The 17,860-nt window shown below is 38.0% G+C and carries 15 protein-coding genes; 8 read left to right on the top strand and 7 right to left on the bottom strand.

Annotated features, from left to right (window positions below):
* Nucleotides 1-444: 444 nt before the first annotated feature.
* Both H592_RS0107220 and H592_RS0107215 read left to right on the top strand, forming a co-directional pair.
* The gene (locus tag H592_RS0107220) at nucleotides 445-957 is read left to right on the top strand and encodes a phosphatase domain-containing putative toxin (RefSeq protein WP_028868182.1); all 513 of its coding nucleotides are present in this window, start codon (nucleotides 445-447) and stop codon (nucleotides 955-957) included.
* 80 nt (nucleotides 958-1,037) lie between these two features.
* On the top strand, nucleotides 1,038-3,245 hold the full coding sequence (locus H592_RS0107215) for a permease (protein WP_028868181.1): 2,208 nt from the start codon (nucleotides 1,038-1,040) through the stop codon (nucleotides 3,243-3,245).
* Nucleotides 3,246-3,291: 46 nt separating this feature from the next.
* Here H592_RS0107215 and H592_RS0107210 read toward each other — a convergent pair whose 3' ends face one another.
* Nucleotides 3,292-3,648 (bottom strand): glutathione S-transferase N-terminal domain-containing protein, encoded by a 357-nt coding sequence (locus H592_RS0107210; RefSeq protein WP_028868180.1) that lies wholly within the window; start codon nucleotides 3,646-3,648, stop codon nucleotides 3,292-3,294.
* A gap of 102 nt (nucleotides 3,649-3,750) precedes the next feature.
* Between H592_RS0107210 and H592_RS0107205 the strand changes: the two genes are divergently transcribed.
* From H592_RS0107205 to H592_RS23885, 6 genes are all read left to right on the top strand, one after another.
* Complete coding sequence (locus H592_RS0107205; protein WP_028868179.1) at nucleotides 3,751-3,936, top strand: DUF1289 domain-containing protein; 186 nt, start codon at nucleotides 3,751-3,753, stop codon at nucleotides 3,934-3,936.
* Between the two features lie 49 nt (nucleotides 3,937-3,985).
* Entirely contained in the window at nucleotides 3,986-4,771 is a 786-nt protein-coding gene (locus H592_RS0107200) for a Rossmann-fold NAD(P)-binding domain-containing protein (protein WP_037071214.1), read from the top strand.
* A 257-nt stretch (nucleotides 4,772-5,028) separates the two neighbouring features.
* The gene (nirB, locus tag H592_RS0107195) at nucleotides 5,029-7,575 is read left to right on the top strand and encodes a nitrite reductase large subunit NirB (RefSeq protein WP_028868177.1); all 2,547 of its coding nucleotides are present in this window, start codon (nucleotides 5,029-5,031) and stop codon (nucleotides 7,573-7,575) included.
* Nucleotides 7,575-7,901 carry a nitrite reductase small subunit NirD gene (gene nirD / locus H592_RS0107190; RefSeq protein ID WP_028868176.1) on the top strand — a complete coding sequence of 109 codons (327 nt, stop codon included), beginning with the start codon at nucleotides 7,575-7,577 and terminating at the stop codon, nucleotides 7,899-7,901. Before nirB ends, nirD begins: the two co-directional genes overlap by 1 nt.
* A 134-nt stretch (nucleotides 7,902-8,035) precedes the next feature.
* Nucleotides 8,036-8,902, top strand: coding sequence for a formate/nitrite transporter family protein (locus H592_RS0107185; RefSeq protein WP_037071212.1), 867 nt, complete (start codon nucleotides 8,036-8,038; stop codon nucleotides 8,900-8,902).
* Between the two features lie 244 nt (nucleotides 8,903-9,146).
* The gene (locus H592_RS23885; RefSeq protein ID WP_156916084.1) at nucleotides 9,147-9,344 is read left to right on the top strand and encodes a hypothetical protein; all 198 of its coding nucleotides are present in this window, start codon (nucleotides 9,147-9,149) and stop codon (nucleotides 9,342-9,344) included.
* 194 nt (nucleotides 9,345-9,538) lie between these two features.
* Here the strand turns inward: H592_RS23885 and H592_RS0107180 are convergent, their stop codons facing one another.
* From H592_RS0107180 to trhO, 6 genes are all read right to left on the bottom strand, one after another.
* A complete protein-coding gene (locus H592_RS0107180; protein ID WP_028868174.1) occupies nucleotides 9,539-10,528 on the bottom strand; it encodes a calcium/sodium antiporter in 990 nt (329 codons plus the stop codon).
* 258 nt (nucleotides 10,529-10,786) lie between these two features.
* A complete protein-coding gene (gene rpoZ / locus H592_RS0107175) occupies nucleotides 10,787-11,062 on the bottom strand; it encodes a DNA-directed RNA polymerase subunit omega (protein ID WP_028868173.1) in 276 nt (91 codons plus the stop codon).
* 86 nt (nucleotides 11,063-11,148) lie between these two features.
* A complete protein-coding gene (gmk, locus tag H592_RS0107170) occupies nucleotides 11,149-11,775 on the bottom strand; it encodes a guanylate kinase (RefSeq protein WP_028868172.1) in 627 nt (208 codons plus the stop codon).
* 207 nt (nucleotides 11,776-11,982) lie between these two features.
* On the bottom strand, nucleotides 11,983-12,966 hold the full coding sequence (locus H592_RS0107165) for a response regulator (RefSeq protein WP_028868171.1): 984 nt from the start codon (nucleotides 12,964-12,966) through the stop codon (nucleotides 11,983-11,985).
* Between the two features lie 20 nt (nucleotides 12,967-12,986).
* The gene (locus tag H592_RS0107160) at nucleotides 12,987-16,316 is read right to left on the bottom strand and encodes an MHYT domain-containing protein (protein ID WP_028868170.1); all 3,330 of its coding nucleotides are present in this window, start codon (nucleotides 16,314-16,316) and stop codon (nucleotides 12,987-12,989) included.
* Nucleotides 16,317-16,855: 539 nt separating this feature from the next.
* A complete protein-coding gene (trhO, locus tag H592_RS0107155; RefSeq protein ID WP_028868169.1) occupies nucleotides 16,856-17,836 on the bottom strand; it encodes an oxygen-dependent tRNA uridine(34) hydroxylase TrhO in 981 nt (326 codons plus the stop codon).
* Nucleotides 17,837-17,860 lie beyond the last annotated feature (24 nt).

The raw sequence follows: 17,860 nt of genomic DNA, 5'->3' as shown, positions 1-17,860 counted from the left end.
TGCCAATTGCAAACGAGAGCTGAAACAACTAGCTGGTTGGACAAGACGAAGATTAAGGGCAGTACAGCTTAACTTGTGGAAGAAGCCGAGTCGGCTACATCGACGATTAAAGTAGCTGAAATATAAGCCACCCTTTAAGTTCATTAAAATGAACTCGTGGCGAAATTCGAGAAGCCCCTTATCAAGTTTTGCGATGCCGAATAGTTGGTTTGAAGGGCTTGGTTTGTATAATATAGAGAATGTAAATACAGGTTGGCTTGCTCCATCAGCGTTTATGAAAAGCGGATGATGGAATAAAAGAATACAGGAGCCGTATACGAGGCCCGTACGTACGGTTCTGTGAGAGGGATGAGGCAAAAGCCTCACCCTACTCGATATTTTTGCTTTTTACAGTAATTATTTTAATAAGCTTAATTACTATGATGGATATTAGTAGGTAGTTTAATGAGTTTACATCCCATCTTTCCTCTCAGTGTTGAACACAGCAATGCTAAGTTGTTATTAACTCCATGCCCTGGTGCTAAAGAGCTTTCCTTGAAATTGGCTTTACAGGCTTTAAAGGAGTTTGGTGCCAATGCAGTGATCACATTGATGACTGAAAAAGAGTTACAAGCACTGTTATTAAATGATATTTGCATCGCAACTAAATCTTTAGGTATGTCATGGTTTCATTTACCGATCTGTGATCAGCAAATCCCAGATAAAGATTTTAGTTGCTTGTGGGAAACTGCTGGTCCAGCTATCCATCGCCTATTAGAAAACGAAAAGAGTGTTGCGATCCATTGCAAAGGCGGATCAGGACGGACTGGCATGATCGCAGCTCAAATATTATTAGAGCGGGGAGAGGTGTTGCATAAAGTAATGAAAAAAATTCAAGTATTAAGACCTAATGCTTTTAATCTAGCGGAGCAGCGAGAGTATATTGAATCAATCGAACTTAGATTAGCAAAAGAATAAAATTATTTTTATTATGCTATTTTTATAGCGAGTTGTTTCTGGCTGTTATATTATAACATTTTTTGCTAGCTGGTTTTTCTATGTTACTCACTCTAAGCATTTTGGCCTTATTTTTAGGTCCTGTTACTTATCGTTTATTACAACGTCAACCTGGATGGTTAGATCTATTAGATGCTTTCATTTTTGTGAGTATTTCAGGGTTAGTACTCTTCCACATTTTGCCTGAGCTGCTCTTTGAAGGGGGATTGTTAGTTTTAGTGCTCACTAGTCTTGGTTTATTAACCCCTTCATTAATAGAGAAATATTTTCACAAAGCTGCAGATAAAGCGCATAACACTACCTTGTTTCTTGGTGTATTAGGCTTAGTCTTGCATGCCAGTATCGATGGTACTGTTTTATTGGCAGATCAAGCTAACCACACCGGTTGGTTATTAGCATTAGGAGTCTTATTACATCGCTTCCCTGTGGGGTTAACTATCTGGTGGTTATTACGTCCTCAATATGGCGTCGTATTACCTTTTGTGGTGTTAATTAGCATGGCTGTTGCGACTTTACTTGGTGCTTCTTATGCTGAACTATCAATGGCACAACTGGATGGTCAATATTTAGCATGGTTCCAAGCTTTCGTAATGGGCTCTATCATGCACGTTGTACTGCATCGCCCTTATTTGCAGCACCATAAAAAACATCAAACTGGTGAAGTAAAAGAACATAAGTATGCTGCTGGTATTGGTAGCTTTCTTGGGTTAGTTGTACTGGGGTTTGTTCTCTTACCCCATTGGTTAGGTTATATTCAGCATAATCATGACCACGGTATTGAAGCAACATCAATAACCGAATTACCTGCCGATCACAACCATTCAGGTGTTGAGCACGATACACATCAAGAGCAACACTCGGCTGATGAGCATGAAGATCATAACCACCAACATTCAACCGATGAACATGAAGAACATGAGCACTTAGCTGTCGAACATGAAGATCATAACCATGAGCATTCAACCGATGAACATGAAGAACATGATCACTTAGCTGTCGAGCATGAAGATCATAACCATGAGCATTCAGCCGATGAACATGAAGAACATGAGCGCTTAGCTGTCGAGCATGATCATTTAACAGATCAACATACGAGTGATCAGCATTTAGCCGTTGAACACGAAGATCATAACCACGAGTACTCGACGGTTGCACACGAAGAACATGATGAAGAGAGTGAAGCGCTACATCAACAGCACAATACCGCACTGACATTAGTTAACTTTACTAAATTAGCTTTATATAGTGCTCCAATGTTGCTATTGGCTTATCTTCTAAGCGGGTTAATGCATTACTTTAAGCCGACCTTAAACGTATTACCAACACAAGATAATAAAGCGTACTTTAGAGATGCCATCAAAGGTGTTGTATATGGCTTGCCGCTTCCTGTTTGTTCTCCTGCGGCGAGTAAAATGCATCAACAACTGTTGGGGTTAGGTGCAAACCAAACCTTCGCTACTGCCTTCTTAATTGCAACACCAATTATTGGGTTTGATGCTATTTTAATTTCTATTCCTCTGTTAGGCGAGCAGCTGGTTCTTTTACGCATTGTTTTTGCGGTGGTATTTGCAACGTTAATTGCATGGTTACTAGGGCGACACTTCAAAAATCCAATTTCAGCCGTGGTTGCACAAAGTTGCCAGGGTGGCAAACCTACTTCTCGCTTTATTACCGCGATTAAACAGGGTTACCAGCACCAATTAGATCATACAGCGCCGTGGGTTATATTTGGTTGGGCACTTGCTGCCACCTTGTCTGCGACGCCTGCGTGGGCATTCTTTGAGCAAGCTTTATGGTTACAGGTACTAGTGATGGTTTTGATTGCTTTCCCTTTTGCATTGTGTGCAACAGGTATGACACCCATTATTGCAGTGATGTTAATAGCTGGTTTATCCCCAGGTGCTGCCGTGGCTTGTTTGTTAATTGGGCCAAGTATTAGTCTAGATTTATTAAAGCAATTAAGATTTCAACAGGGATACTTTGCAGCCTTTGCTTTCGCGATGGTGATGTTAGTCGGAGCCTTCTTGATAGGGTTATCATTAAATCAATATATTGATGCTTTTCCATTGCCATGGTTAGGAGAATTAGACTCTGACTTTGCTTGGTGGAATATCGTAAGTTTAGCTATTATCTTGGTGTTATATTTTGCTTCATTATTACGTCGAGGTGCACGTGCTTTTATTGCGGAGTTATTACCTAAAAGTTTATTAGCGCATCGCCATCATCATGATCACGGCCATCATCATTAGTCTTGATGATATAAACCTCTCTCAACAGTTTAAGAGAGGTTTTTTATTAGGCGAATCTATTCTCTAAATACTGGATAATATCTGAAGATTCATACATCCAAGTGACTTTGTTACCTTCTTCAATACGTAAACAAGGCACCTTAACTTTTCCGCCTTGTTCTGCTAATTGTTGTTGGTTATCAGCTTGTTTTGCATCAACGAGTTGAATATTGAGTGCATTACGGCGCATTGCTCGACGTACTTTGACGCAAAAAGGACAAGCTTGAAACTGATATAATTGTAAGCTTTGTGTTTCTTGGTCAACTTTTTGTTGTTGATCTTCTGTACGTTGACGTTTTTTGGGTGCAAAAATGAAATTCAACGTTAAAATTAAACGGCCTAATAGCCAGCGAATTATTTTCATTTACTTCTCTTTGTTATTAAATTAATAAGGCAAAATTGTAACCGATCCGTAAGCGACAGAAAAGAAATGATAAAGCAACGTATGATCAACTAAGGAAAAAAGATGCAGATTCCTCCTTCTCCATGTATTAGTAATTGCTGTTTAAATGATCAAGATATTTGTATGGGATGTTTCCGTAGTCTGGATGAAATTAAAGAGTGGTCGCAAGCATCCAGTCCGCGTAAAGAGACGATTATTATTAGCACTAAACAACGTCGTGAGCAGTTACAAGCTTCAGTATTACGTTAATATTTTATGCCCTATAGAATCAGGTAAGTGTATTAATAAGGAAATAAAAGTGAGTAATGAAAATAGCATTATTAGTATATTAGGTAGCGGTTGGTTAGGTTTACCGCTCGCAAAAAGCTTACAGCAAGATGGAAAAAACATTCGCGTATCCACTCGGTCACAGGCTAAAGCCAAACAATTAAGTGAGCAAAACTTAAAGTCATATGTTGTTGATATTGAGAATGAACTAACGGATGTTTTACCTTTTTTACAAGCTGAAACACTGATTATCAATATCACCAGTAAACAATTCACTGCTTATCAGGCTCTCGTTGCTGAAATAGAAAAAAGCCCTATCAAACATGTGTTGTTTGTTAGCTCAACCTCCGTGTATGCAAATGATCAGGGGTGGTGTAAAGAGAGTGATACGTTAACGCATGAAACAAACTTACGGCTTATTGAAAAACTGTTTACAGATAACCCTGCTTTTGATTGTTCGGTGATTCGTTTTGCCGGATTAATTGGCCCCAAGCGTCATCCGGGACGTTTTTTTGCATCGGGAAAAAGTATTAGAGATGGTGATGCAAAGGTTAATCTCATTCACCAACTTGATTGTATTAAGCTGGTTAAAGTTGTGATAGCACAAGGCGCATGGGGAGAAATTTTTAATGGTTGTGCAGATAACCATCCTAGTAAAAGTGACTATTATTCTACAATGGCAAAGTCACTGGGTTATCCTGAACCAAATTGTCAATTTTCTGATAACGCGGTTAGTAAAATTGTATGTAATGAAAAAGTTAAAGTACAGTTAAACTATCAATTTATCTTTCCAGATATCTATAAAGTCATCTGCTAGCTTCCTATTATTAATAACCTTAGCCATGGCATGATCATGGCTAATTGTTTAATTCCCTCCTCATTCACTATAAAAATACGACAAAAGCCACAATAACCTTAAAATAATAATGGTTTTTGTTGATTTTTTTAAAAAAACTACTTTTAAATTTTCATTTTTAACACTTATGCAACTTCTCTTGATATCTATCAAGTTCCATTTATGAAGTTAGGTTATCTTTCACTGGAATTTAGTTTTAGCTGGTGAATGAGGAAATTATGAGTAAACAAAAATTAGTAATTATTGGTAACGGGATGGTTGGCCACCGTTTTATTGAAGATTTTGTTGAAAAGGCTGATCTTGAAAAATTTTCCATTACAGCTTTTTGTGAAGAACCACGCGTTGCCTATGATCGCGTGCATTTATCTTCTTACTTTTCTCATCATACAGCCGAAGAACTTTCTTTAGTGAAAGAAGGTTTCTACGAAAAACATAATATTGAAGTTTTAATTGGTGAACGAGCTTTAACCATTGATCGTCAGAAAAAAATAGTTCTTTCTCAAACTGGGCGTGAAGTTGCTTACGATAAATTAGTAATGGCAACGGGCTCTTACCCTTGGGTACCTACGATTAAAGGTAATGAAAGCCAAGATTGTTTTGTTTATCGTACCATTGAAGATCTAAATGCAATTGAAGCAACTGCAAAACGCAGTAAAAGCGGTGTTGTTGTCGGTGGTGGTTTATTAGGTTTAGAAGCTGCAGGTGCATTAAAAGCACTTGGCGTAGAAACGCATGTTATCGAATTTGCACCTGTATTGATGGCTGAGCAACTCGATCAACAAGGCGGACAGATGTTACGCCAAAAAATTGAAAGTATTGGCGTTAATGTTCATACGGGCAAAAATACGCAGGAGATTATAGCATCGGGTGAAACGGCGCGTAACACGCTAAAATTTGCCGATGGCACTTCATTAGAAGTTGATTTTATAGTTTTCTCAACGGGTATTCGTCCACAGGATAGGCTTTCTAGACAATGTGGTTTTGAAATTGGACCGCGCGGCGGGATAGCTATCAATAACCAGTGTATGACTTCTGATCCGGATGTTTATGCTATTGGTGAATGTGCTTCTTGGAATGACAAGTTCTTTGGCTTAGTAGCGCCAGGTTACAACATGGCAAAAGTGGCTGTTGATAATATCCTTGGCCGCGAAAATGAATTCGAAGGCGCTGATATGAGCGCTAAACTAAAATTACTAGGTGTAGATGTAGGTAGTATTGGTGACGCAAATGGACGTACTCCGAACTGTAAAAGCTATGTTTACGTTGATGAAAACGCATCAGTTTATAAACGTATTATTGTTTCTGAAGATGGTAAATCATTATTAGGTGCAGTACTGGTTGGTGATACAGAAAGTTATAGCGATTTACTGCAATACAAACTTAATGGGATTGAGCTACCGAAGCACCCAGACACGTTGATCCTACCTGCTCATGCTGGTGGTGAAAAAGTATCATTGGGTGTTGATTCATTACCTGATACAGCACAAATTTGTTCATGTTTTGATGTTAAGAAAAGTGATATTGCTGATGCAGTTGCAGCGGGTCACCACACGCTTGATGCAATAAAAATGGAAACCAGTGCAGGTACAGGTTGTGGTGGCTGTATTCCTTTAGTAACTCAACTATTAAACTCTGAATTGTCGAAACTCGGTGTGGAAGTTAATGATTATATTTGTGAGCATTTTGCTTATTCTCGTCAAGAGTTATTCCATCTGATACGCGTTGAAGGCATTAAAACCTTCTCTGAGTTATTAGCAAAATACGGTAGCGGTTACGGCTGTGAAGTCTGTAAACCAACGGTAGGATCTATTCTTGCGTCTTGTTGGAGTGAGTACATTCTTTCTAGCGATAATAATGGTCTGCATGATACCCATGATATTTTCCTCGGTAATATGCAAAAAGATGGTACGTACTCGGTTATCCCACGTATGCCCGGCGGTGAAGTGACGCCTAAAGCTTTGTCTGCTTTGGCAAGTGTGGCGGATCAGTATGAGCTTTATACTAAAGTAACAGGCGCACAACGTATCGCTTTATTCGGTGCGCATAAAGGTGATTTACCTGATATTTGGTCGCAATTAATCGCAGCTGGTTTTGAAACGGGTCAAGCCTATGCCAAAGCACTGCGTATGGTGAAAAGCTGTGTAGGTAATACTTGGTGTCGTTTTGGTGTGCAGGACAGTATTGGCCTCGGTGTTGAACTGGAAAACCGTTATAAAGGGTTACGTACGCCACATAAAATGAAATTTGGTGTTTCAGGTTGTACGCGAGAGTGTTCAGAAGCACAGGGTAAAGATGTTGGTTTTATCGCAACCGATAGTGGTTGGAACATGTACGTGTGTGGTAATGGTGGTATGAAGCCGCGCCACGGAGATCTATTCGCCACTGATCTTGATAAAGAAACAATGCTTAAATACCTAGACCGTTTTGTCATGTTCTATGTGCGTACTGCAGATAAAGCGACACGTACTTCAGTTTGGTTAGAGAACCTAGATGGCGGTATAGATTATCTGAAAAAAGTGATTATCGACAATAAACTAGGTATTAATGATCAACTTGAAATGGATATGGCTGCAGCAATTGGTCGCTATAAGTGTGAGTGGACAGAAACACTCTCTGATGATAATCAATTAAAACGTTTTGCGCATTTTATTAACAGCGATTTACACGATGAAAATGTTGTATTTACGCCGATACGCGATCAAAAACGTCCTGCATTCATTGAAGAAAAAGCCCCAACATACAAAATCAATTTGGAGGAAGTGTAATGAGTAAATGGATCCCAGTTTGTGCGTTTAACAACATCTATATAGGAACCGGTGTTTGTGCACTAATTGAAGGTAAGCAAATTGCCATATTTCGTCCAAGCGAAAAAGAACAGGTCTTTGCCATTGATAATATGGACCCATTTTCTCGTTCAAATGTATTGTCTCGCGGCATTATTTGCGAACACAAAGAGCAGTTGTGGGTTGCTTCGCCACTTAAAAAACAACGTTTTAACTTAATCGATGGTTCATGTTTAGAAAGTGATCAAGTATCAGTGGCGACTTATAAAACACGAGTCAAAGAAGGCAACATCGAGGTTCAGTTATAAAAAGCTCAACTGTAAAGATTAAATAGCTCAAATGCTTCTTACTTATGGACGTGATGATCGTGATTCATGAGGTAAGTAGGAAGCCTTTTACTATTCAATTTTAACTTTAAACTTTAACCAATAGGGACAATATTATGTCTTACATTAAACCTACTGACTTCGTAAAAACCATGATCGATGCTGGCGAAGCTAAAACAAAAACGAGTACTGGCGATCTGCTTTTACGTGGCACCATGGCAGGCATTATTTTGTCACTTGCCGTTGTTGTTGCTATCACAGCTATTGTACAAACAGGCGTTGGCCTTGTTGGTGCACTTGTCTTTCCAGTTGGCTTTTGTATTTTAAGCCTGATGGGTTTTGACTTAGTAACAGGTGCTTTTGGTTTAGCGCCGTTGGCTAAATTTGATAACCGTCCAGGTGTTTCATGGGCGAGTATTTTTCGTTGTTGGGGACTGATTGGATTAGGTAATTTAATTGGTTCATTAATCGTGGCTTACTTGATTGCGATTTCATTAACTATGAATTTTTCAATTGACCCTAATGCTGTGGCACAGAAATTTATTGCAGTCTCAACAGCACGTACCGTTGGTTTTGAAAACCTAGGCATGGATGGCTGGATAACTTGTTTTGTACGCGCTATTTTTTGTAACCTGATGGTCTGTTTAGGTGTTATTGGTGGTATGACATCACGCTCTGTTGCAGGTAAAGTGGCCGCTATGTGGCTACCTATCTTTATCTTCTTCGCGTTAGTATTTGAACATACAGTGGTAAACATGTTCCTTTTCCCTCTCGGTATGATTTTAGGTGCTGATTTTGGTATTGCAACATGGTTAAACTTTAACTTGATCCCTACCATTTTGGGTAACATTGTAGGTGGAGTAGTATTTGCAACCATCCCACTTTATTTAACACATAGAAAAAATACAGCACCAGTAAATGTTGCATCTGAAGTGAAGGCAACAAATGAAGCTTTTTCAGAAGAAGTATTAAACGCAAAATAAAAATTAATTTTTATTTTGGAATAAATAGCCTAGTGTTAACACGCTGGGCTTTTTTATACCTGCTATCTAAATGATACAATTCTGCATAAAAACCTGATCAATATTGCTGATTAAAATTAACGAACACTTTGTTGTTTTCAATCCGTAGTTCTCAATTCCAATAGCTAGCTATTACTCAATCAAACGCCTTGCCCTCATTGATTTTTCCTTCGTAATTTTTAACCATTTAATTAAGTGGAATGGTATGAATAATAAAAGTGCACAACAATTAGAGGGAGTAATTATTAGCTATACACCACAATTATTGATTGAGGAATTAAAAATGGGCTTAGCAAGTTTTATACGGCTAGACCCTGTAAATAATACTCGTTGCTATCTAGGAAGGATCACTCTTATTTATTTATACGCCTCGCCGCCAGAACACTTGGACCTATTGTCTTAATAGGAGGGCGGGTACTTTTTGCTGCTTGGTGCTGCTTAGTCCTTATGCACTTCAATATTGAAGCCGACAAGTGTTTTATTAATCATAGACAATTTATTGCAATTTATGGGTTTTACTTTTTAAAAGAAAAAAGGCGCTAAAGTATATCTTTAGCACCTTTAAATTTTTATTTTTTTGTTGTAATTAAATTAACACTAAACAACCGTTTCAATTAGGCCAGTGTATAACCAAAACATATAACCGATATAAGCGGCTAATAATAAACCACCTTCAACGCGCGCTAAAACGCCAGTTGTGCCTTTACGCCAAGCAATAGAGAATATCAGTAAGGCGATGGTTAAACCTAACATCACTGGATAGTCTCGGGTTAATACAACGCTATCAAATGTGCCTGGACGAATAAGTCCTGGTAATGCCATTACGCCGAGTATATTGAATATATTAGACCCAATAATATTACCCAGTGCGAGGTCATATTCTTTTTTACGCGCTGCGGTAATCGTTGCAGCTAACTCAGGCAGACTGGTGCCAATGGCCACAATGGTTAATCCAATAATCAAATCACTGACTTGAAAGTATTCTGCAATTTCAACGGCACCCCAGACTAAAATTCGAGAAGATGCGATCAAAATAAAGATGCCTATCAACAACCATTTAATGGCTTCTCCTTTACTAACCTGTTCCGGTAGCTCCTCTAATATTTCCTGTGACAGGGCATCGTCAGGTTGATTTTTAGCTTCCCAAATAGTGAAAGCTAACATCAAAAACATAAGTGTTAGCAATAATAAACCATTCGCAAAACTGAGTTCTCTATCCCAGAGAATAAAATAGCTTAAGGTAATAATAGCGAGTAAAACGGGCATTTCACGTTTGAGTAGTTTTGAGTGAATTTGCAATGGATAAAGCATTGCAGTGATCCCTAACATTAAACCAATATTAGTGATATTAGAACCGATAGCATTACCAATTGATAAACCGGTATTGCCATCAGCGGCAGCCATTGCAGATACTAGCATCTCAGGGGCAGAGGTGCCTAAGCCAACAATAACAACACCGACTATGAGAGGAGATATAGAAAAGCTGCGTGCAGTATTAGACGCGCCTAAGACAAACTTATCAGCACTCCAGATAAGCAACACAAAACCGATAATAATAGCGAGAACGGGAAGTAATAAAGTAAACAAAATTTTTTCCTGATTATACTAATTACATCAATTAGAATAATTAAGTGGATTATTTCGCGGGTTAAAATTAGGTATTTTTTATTGTAAGTTCGTTAAAGGAAATAACCTTTACATCAATCTATGCTCAACCTAATTCATTTTCCAGCAGCAAATTTAAGCCACCTATTTAATACAATCGATGGTATTTTTTTAGCCATAAAAAAACGCTGAACATTTACATGATCAGCGCTTTTTCATTTTTATAAGGTCAGTTAGTATTTAACCATGACCTTCAGCAATTGCAGCAACAGCAGCTAATTCAGCAGCTTGTTTTTCATGTCTTTCTTGACGATCTTGAATATCCATTAACTCATTAGTAATTAAGTTTTCTTCAATTTCACGTAAAGCAATCACGGTTGGTTTGTCATTCTCTGGATCAACTAAAGGTGTTTTACCTCCAGTAGCAAGCTGACGAGCTCGGCGAGAAGCCATTAAGATTAGATCAAAACGGTTGCCTACTACATTTACTGCATCTTCAACGGTTACTCGTGCCATTGTTGAACTCCAAAAGTTAATTACATAAAAAAGGGCGGTTATTATATGTGCAAAATAGGAATTGATCCAGCACCTTAGTATAGAGTTTATACTTCTAATAACTCTTTGATGGTTTTACTGTGTTTTATCGCTTGTTTTTCTTGCTCATTACGCAGTGCGCGTACAATAGCAGAAAACTCGCGTATAGCTGTATCAAAATCGTCATTGACTATTAAATAATCATATTCATTATAGTGTGACATTTCTGATTGTGCTTTTTCCATACGTTGCGCAATGACTTCAGCACTATCTTGGCCACGCTTGTTCAAGCGCGCTTCTAACTCTGCGCGGCTCGGAGGTAAGATGAAAATACCTTTAGCGTTTGGCATAACTTGATGTACCTGACGAGCACCTTGCCAATCAATATCTAGCATGATGTCGATGCCTTGTTGCAAGGACTCTTCAATAGTGATGCGAGAGGTTCCGTAATAATTACCAAACACTTCAGCCCATTCAAAAAATGCATTTTCTGAAATTAACTGTTCAAACTCTGCTTTACTAACAAAATGGTAATGTTCACCATCTACTTCACCTGGACGCGGTAAACGTGTGGTATGTGAAATTGATACTTGAGCAGGGTGATCGCTATTTTCTGCTAATAAAGCCTTAATAAGGCTAGATTTCCCTGCGCCACTTGGGGCAGATACAATAAAAAGAGTGCCAACTTGGGACATAAATAAATTTCCTGAAACTATATTTTTATAAATGGGTGCTAGGCTGGTGAATTTTTGAGCACCTGAAATTTTGTAAGCGCGGATTATCGCCTATTTTGTTCATGAAGTCTGTTTATTGTTCGATTATTTTTTAAATAATAACCTCGTTTAACAAGCTTTATTGTTAGGGCTGAAAGGCGCTATCGCTTATCAAAAGACTTTCATAATCTAATCTTTCCAGCGATTTTTTATCTCTACAATTTTGTCCAGCTTACTTACAAATAAGTCAACTAGCTCTGGGTCAAAGTGTTTATTTTTTTGCGAAGTAATAAACTCAACGGCTTTTTCAACCGTCCAAGCCTCTTTATAAGGGCGCACACTGGTTAATGCATCAAAAACATCTGCTAGGGCGACGATACGTCCTTCAATAGGAATGTTTTCTCCCTTTAATTGCTTAGGGTAGCCTGTTCCATCCCATTTCTCATGGTGTGTCATAGAGACGACTTTAGCTAACTCAATTAAATCAGAATCAGACTCTCCGAGTATTTCAGCGCCTATTTCCGGATGTTTTTGCATGATGCTGAATTCTTCGCTAGTTAATTTACCCGGTTTAAGCATGATGCTGTCAGGAATGCCTATTTTTCCAATATCATGCATCGGTGCGGCATGAAATAAAGCATCCGCTTCTTTCATTGAATGGCCATAAGCTAAAGAAATTATTTTAGAGTAATGGCTCATGCGCATCACATGCATACCTGTTTCATTATCTTTGTATTCTGCAGCTCGGCCTAAACGTTGTATTATTTGTAATCGAGTGCGTTTTAATTCGTTCACATCAACTAATGATAGATGTGTTTTTACGCGTGCTTTCACTACCGCAGGTGTTACAGGTTTTGAAATATAGTCTACGGCCCCCATATTCAAACCTTTGGCTTCATCCACTGCATCGTTTAAAGCAGTGACAAAAATAATAGGAATAGACTTATATAAAGTAGTTTGTTTTAAGTGCTCACATACCTGATAGCCTGTCATTTCTGGCATCATTACATCAAGTAATATTAAATCAGGTTGTTCTTTTTCTATTAAGCGTAATGCTTCCGCACCACTTTTTGCAAAAGTCAGTTTATAGGTATCCTTCAGGATATTGTTCAATACTTTTAAGTTAATAGGCTCGTCATCGATAACAAGCACATTCTGTTTACTATTTGGCATTCAATTCACCTATTAATCATTTAAATATTGGATCGTAACGAGTCGATAAACGCCTTGATATGGCTTGAAGCTAAATCAAAATCAAAGTCATTACATGCAATGATGATAGGCGTAACTTGTTTATCGTACCCCGCAGCATTGGCTTGAAGTGTATCTAATAAGTCATCATCGAATTCATTATTGGTAACGTATTTCTGTAAGGTTAATAAAGTATTAAGTAACTGTTCTTTAGATATTGCCTTAAGTTTACTTTGTACTTTTTTATGCGTTTTACTGCTCATTTTCTGCGCGCATTTACTAATGGCATCAACTTCATCTTGAACCGTCTCAATCAATAATAAAGCATCGCTTTGTTTGTGTTTACGGGTTATTTGCTCTAACTCAGTAAACGCCAGCATCAGTTGATTCAGTGCTAAATTACCAGCAACACCCTTATATTTATGTGCAATATCTTCTAGCTTGGACCAATCATTACTTTGTACTAATGACACTAGTGAACAGAGTTCATGTTCTGACTTGTTTAAAAAGTTTATGATTTCATGAAATAAAGTTGTTTTCGATCCCCACAAATCAATGCCCTTCTCAAGGTCAATCGTTGCTTTTTGTGTTGAAACTGGCTGTTTGGGTGAAGTGTCTACTTGCTCAATAATAATAGTCTTCGCAATTTCACCTATTAACTGCCGAATATCGATGGGTTTGCTGGCAAAACCATCCATTCCTGCAAGTTGTGCAGATTTTTTATCTTGAGGTAGCACGCTGGCCGTTAAGGCTATGATTGGTAATCGTGCCAGCCCATTTTCTGCTTCATAGGTTCGTCTTTGTTCTGTCGCTGTCAAACCGTCCATTACTGGCATTTGTATATCCATCAAGACGACATCAAACCCTTCACTTTCCATTTTTAATAGTGCTTGCTCACCATTTCTTGCAACGGAAATTACATGTCCGTGTCGTTTTAAGATCAAGCTTAATAAATCAATATTTTGCTCAATATCATCGACAATCAATACACTCAGTTGTGGTAGGAGAACTTGATCTTGTTTTTTGTCTGCTGTTGTAGATGCTATCGCAATTTTTACAGGAAGCGTAAAAGTAAAAGTAGAGCCTTTGCCAAACTCGCTACTCGCCGAAATTGTGCCTCCCATTAATTCAACTAGCTGTTTGCTGATAGTGGTACCTAACCCGGTGCCTCCAAAACGGCGACTCATGGATTCATCTGCTTGTGCAAATGCATCAAAAATAGCGGCTAGTTGTTGCTGAGTCATGCCGATGCCAGTGTCTGAAATCGCAAAGGTTAAAAAACCCTCAGACTCACTTTTTATAGCGATATCAACATGCCCTTGTTCGGTGAATTTGATTGCATTTCCAATCAGGTTAGTGAGTACTTGCCTTAATCGATCAGGTGCACCATGGTAGAAGCGTTGAATATTTTTTTCTATATTAAGATTAATATCTAAATTTTTATGTTGGGCTTGCAACCATAATGTTGATACCACTGAATCGACTTCTTCGACTAGCGAAAAATCCCGATATTCGAGCTGAAATTTACCTTTATCCAGTTTCGCACTATCCAAAATGTCATTTAGAATATGCAATAAGGACTTAGCTGATTGATTAATAGTATTGAGTTGTTTTCTTTGATGAATACTGAGTTCTTCATCCAATAAAATATCACTAAAACCAATAATGGCATTCATTGGAGTGCGAATTTCATGGCTCATATTTGCTAAAAAAGCAGCTCTAGTTGCCGCGGCTTGCTCAGCTTTTTCTTTTTCTGCAATTAAAGCTGATTCCATTTTTTTACGGTCTGTAATGTCCATGATGAAACCATCAAGAAAATAATCTTCTGAGTTTTCATCCTTTGATGAGCGACCGTGACCCAGTACCCATTTTACTTTGCTGTTACGGTCAATAACTCTAAATTCAAGCTGAAAGCCGTTTGTGTGTCGAAAATTAGTCTGTGCGATAGTTGGCATATCTTCTGGATGTACAAAGTCTGCAATACTACGTTTAGGGTAAGGTAATAAGAAGTCTTCAGCTGGGTAACCCAATATTTTTTCAACTTCATCATTAATAAAAATATTTGGCCAACCCGGCCTATCGATACAACGATAAGCAATACCGGGAATATTAGTGACCAAGGAACGGATCTTAGATTCTTTTTTTCGCAGTGTGTTTTCCATGGCTTTACGCTCACGTAAGTCAGAAATAAAGGCTACGAACATATGTTGGTTATTCAGTTCTACATGCCCAATTCCTAAACGTACTGGGATTTTTTCACCGCTTTTACAAAGCGCTTCTACTTCACGGCCTTTGCCGATTATTTTTGCTTCTCTAGTTTGTAGGTAATTATCCACATATTGATCATGATTATGCTGAAAAGGTACAGGCACTAACATTTTGACATTATTGCCAATTAACTCTTCTGGTTGCCATCCTAATAATGTTGATACTGCATTATTGACGCTAATAATAATACGCTCAGCATCAATCGTAATAATGCCATCGATAGCAGTGTCCATAGTGGCAAGCAGTCGTCTTTCATTATTGGTTGCAGTGGCTGAAATATCTTTATAGCGAATAATTAAATTTATGCCTAACACTAGAAAAATGATCACTACGGTAATGGTTGTGACTCCCAGTGCCAATAACGTTGATACATTGCTGCTTTGTTGTGATAGCTCGATGCCGGGTGGCAATACAAAACGAGCTGCAAGCATACCTGTGTAATGCATACCAGCAATGGCCGCTCCCATAACACAACTTGAAATGGTTAGTTTTGTATTTTTACTGTATTGCAATGATGCCTTTTTATCTAAACCAAAGCTTATCCACAGTGCTAATATTGCCAAGCTGATAGCGACAATAATAGAGAGGATAAACAAAGGTAGGTCATAACGAAGTAAAGGGGCCATCTCCATCGCCGCCATACCGACATAGTGCATAGTTCCAATACCTGAACCAACCAGAACACCGCTATAGACTAACTGCTTCCTTTGAATTTGGTGGTTTGTAAGTAAATTAAGTGCCACCCAAGAAGCGGCTACTGCAGGTAAAATAGAGAGCGTCGTTAACTCAAACTGATAGGAAACACTAGTACATAACTCCAGAGCGAGCATGCCAATAAAGTGCATTGACCAGACACCACCTCCTAAAGCAATACTGCCAATTAGTAGTAATAAACTTTTACGGGCGGGCGTTGTATGCTTTGCTTGAGATGCAACTTGAAACCCCATAAAAGAAGCAAGGATAGCGATCAATATTGATAAAATGACTAATATTGGGTTGTGCGTAGAAACAATGAATAAATTATAATCACTATATTGAAAAAACGTTGAAATTTGTTGTTGCATATATATTAAACACTGCTTTGAAGAGGGTAAATAGCGTACTTTTAAGTACAGGTTGATTTGTCTATATCGGCAAGTGTTAATTAAAGTTTAATTATTTTACTGATAGTTAAGGATTTGCACATTAACAGTAATGGTGATGTGTCTTTTTGATTTAAAATTGTTTGTAAGTTGCTCAATAAAATACTCATTTAACCTTAGCACCTTTCAATAATTTAGTAGGGCCTTTGTGTGTTTTTTTGTACTTTAACTAATTCTTAGGTTCACATAACACTTTTATTGACTGTTTATTGCGCAATGTGAGCCGTGTTAATGGAAAGAAAATACATACTATCAAATCAAAGAGTACGAGTGGTATCAACTCAAAGATCAACTTTGTTTACTCGGAGGAAACGCTTTTCTTATGGCTATTTAATTAAAACGTAGTTTTTAAGCGATAGATATTAAAAAGAAAGTGATTGAGTTATTGTGGCAGGGGCTTTAAATCTGAATAAATTGATATCAACAGCGATCACTCGCCGTTGATATTGTTGATCGTAATCTTATAAGCTGCAGCGTTGCTGCATTTTTACTGCTTGTTTTTTTGCTCTATTTTCTTCTAATTGTGTTAAAGCATCCGAGCCAATATGTGCTTGACCACGCTCCTGCGAAAGACGAATTTGCTTTTCACGCTCTAAAAAACGCAATTTTTGTTGCTCAGATAAACTGTCATGGCATCGATGACAACTTACGCCTTGCATATACTTTTCTGATTTTTTGTCTTCTTCAGTGATCGGTAAACGGCAACCATGGCATTGGTCATATTGACCTTTTTCAAGCTGGTGGTTTACTGATACGCGATTATCAAAGACAAAGCACTCACCTTCCCACATGGTTTCTGATTCTGGCACTTCTTCAAGATATTTAAGTACACCACCTTCAAGGTGATAAACTTCACCAAAACCTTGCTCTTTTAAGTAAGCAGTTGATTTTTCACAACGAATTCCACCGGTACAAAACATAGCAATTTTTTTATGTTTTTTAGGGTCTAAATTTTCTTTAACGTATTGTGGAAATTCACGGAAATTAGTTGTTTTTGGATCGACAGCATTTTTAAAAGTACCAATGCTAATTTCATAATCATTTCGAGTATCGACCAATAATACCTCTGGATCACTGATCAGGGCATTCCAATCTTTAGGTTTAACGTAAGTCCCTACGACACGATTCGGATCAATACCTTCAACACCCAAAGTTACAATTTCTTTTTTTAGTTTTACTTTTGTGCGGTAAAATGGGTTTTCTGTATCAAATGAAAATTTTGCTGTTAAATCGGTTAAAGAAGGGTTTGATTTTAACCAATTAAGTACATTATCAATACCTTCTTGATCACCAGCAATAGTGCCGTTGATACCTTCGCTTGCTAATAACAAAGTACCTTTTACTTGATTGGCATTCATGATGTTAAGTAAAGGTGTTTGGATCTCTTCATAATTTACTAGATCAACAAATCGGTATAGCGCACAAACCACTGTATTTTGCATTTTTTATTCCTCTGTTTGCTAACT

It is taken from the genome of Psychromonas arctica DSM 14288 (genome assembly GCF_000482725.1).
GTDB classification, from domain to species: Bacteria; Pseudomonadota; Gammaproteobacteria; order Enterobacterales; family Psychromonadaceae; genus Psychromonas; species Psychromonas arctica.
The sequence above is the reverse complement of the archived record's forward strand: the minus strand, read 5'-3'. Positions and strand labels throughout refer to the sequence as shown.

Coding starts and splice junctions, on each gene's coding strand:
- H592_RS0107215 (WP_028868181.1), top strand. CDS start 1,038: ATGTTACTCACTCTAAGCATTTTGGCCTTATTTTTAGGTCCTGTTACT.
- H592_RS0107220 (WP_028868182.1), top strand. CDS start 445: ATGAGTTTACATCCCATCTTTCCTCTCAGTGTTGAACACAGCAATGCT.
- H592_RS0107205 (WP_028868179.1), top strand. CDS start 3,751: ATGCAGATTCCTCCTTCTCCATGTATTAGTAATTGCTGTTTAAATGAT.
- H592_RS0107210 (WP_028868180.1), bottom strand. CDS start 3,648: ATGAAAATAATTCGCTGGCTATTAGGCCGTTTAATTTTAACGTTGAAT.
- rpoZ (WP_028868173.1), bottom strand. CDS start 11,062: ATGGCACGAGTAACCGTTGAAGATGCAGTAAATGTAGTAGGCAACCGT.
- trhO (WP_028868169.1), bottom strand. CDS start 17,836: ATGCAAAATACAGTGGTTTGTGCGCTATACCGATTTGTTGATCTAGTA.
- H592_RS23885 (WP_156916084.1), top strand. CDS start 9,147: ATGAATAATAAAAGTGCACAACAATTAGAGGGAGTAATTATTAGCTAT.
- nirB (WP_028868177.1), top strand. CDS start 5,029: ATGAGTAAACAAAAATTAGTAATTATTGGTAACGGGATGGTTGGCCAC.
- gmk (WP_028868172.1), bottom strand. CDS start 11,775: ATGTCCCAAGTTGGCACTCTTTTTATTGTATCTGCCCCAAGTGGCGCA.
- H592_RS0107160 (WP_028868170.1), bottom strand. CDS start 16,316: ATGCAACAACAAATTTCAACGTTTTTTCAATATAGTGATTATAATTTA.
- nirD (WP_028868176.1), top strand. CDS start 7,575: ATGAGTAAATGGATCCCAGTTTGTGCGTTTAACAACATCTATATAGGA.
- H592_RS0107185 (WP_037071212.1), top strand. CDS start 8,036: ATGTCTTACATTAAACCTACTGACTTCGTAAAAACCATGATCGATGCT.
- H592_RS0107165 (WP_028868171.1), bottom strand. CDS start 12,966: ATGCCAAATAGTAAACAGAATGTGCTTGTTATCGATGACGAGCCTATT.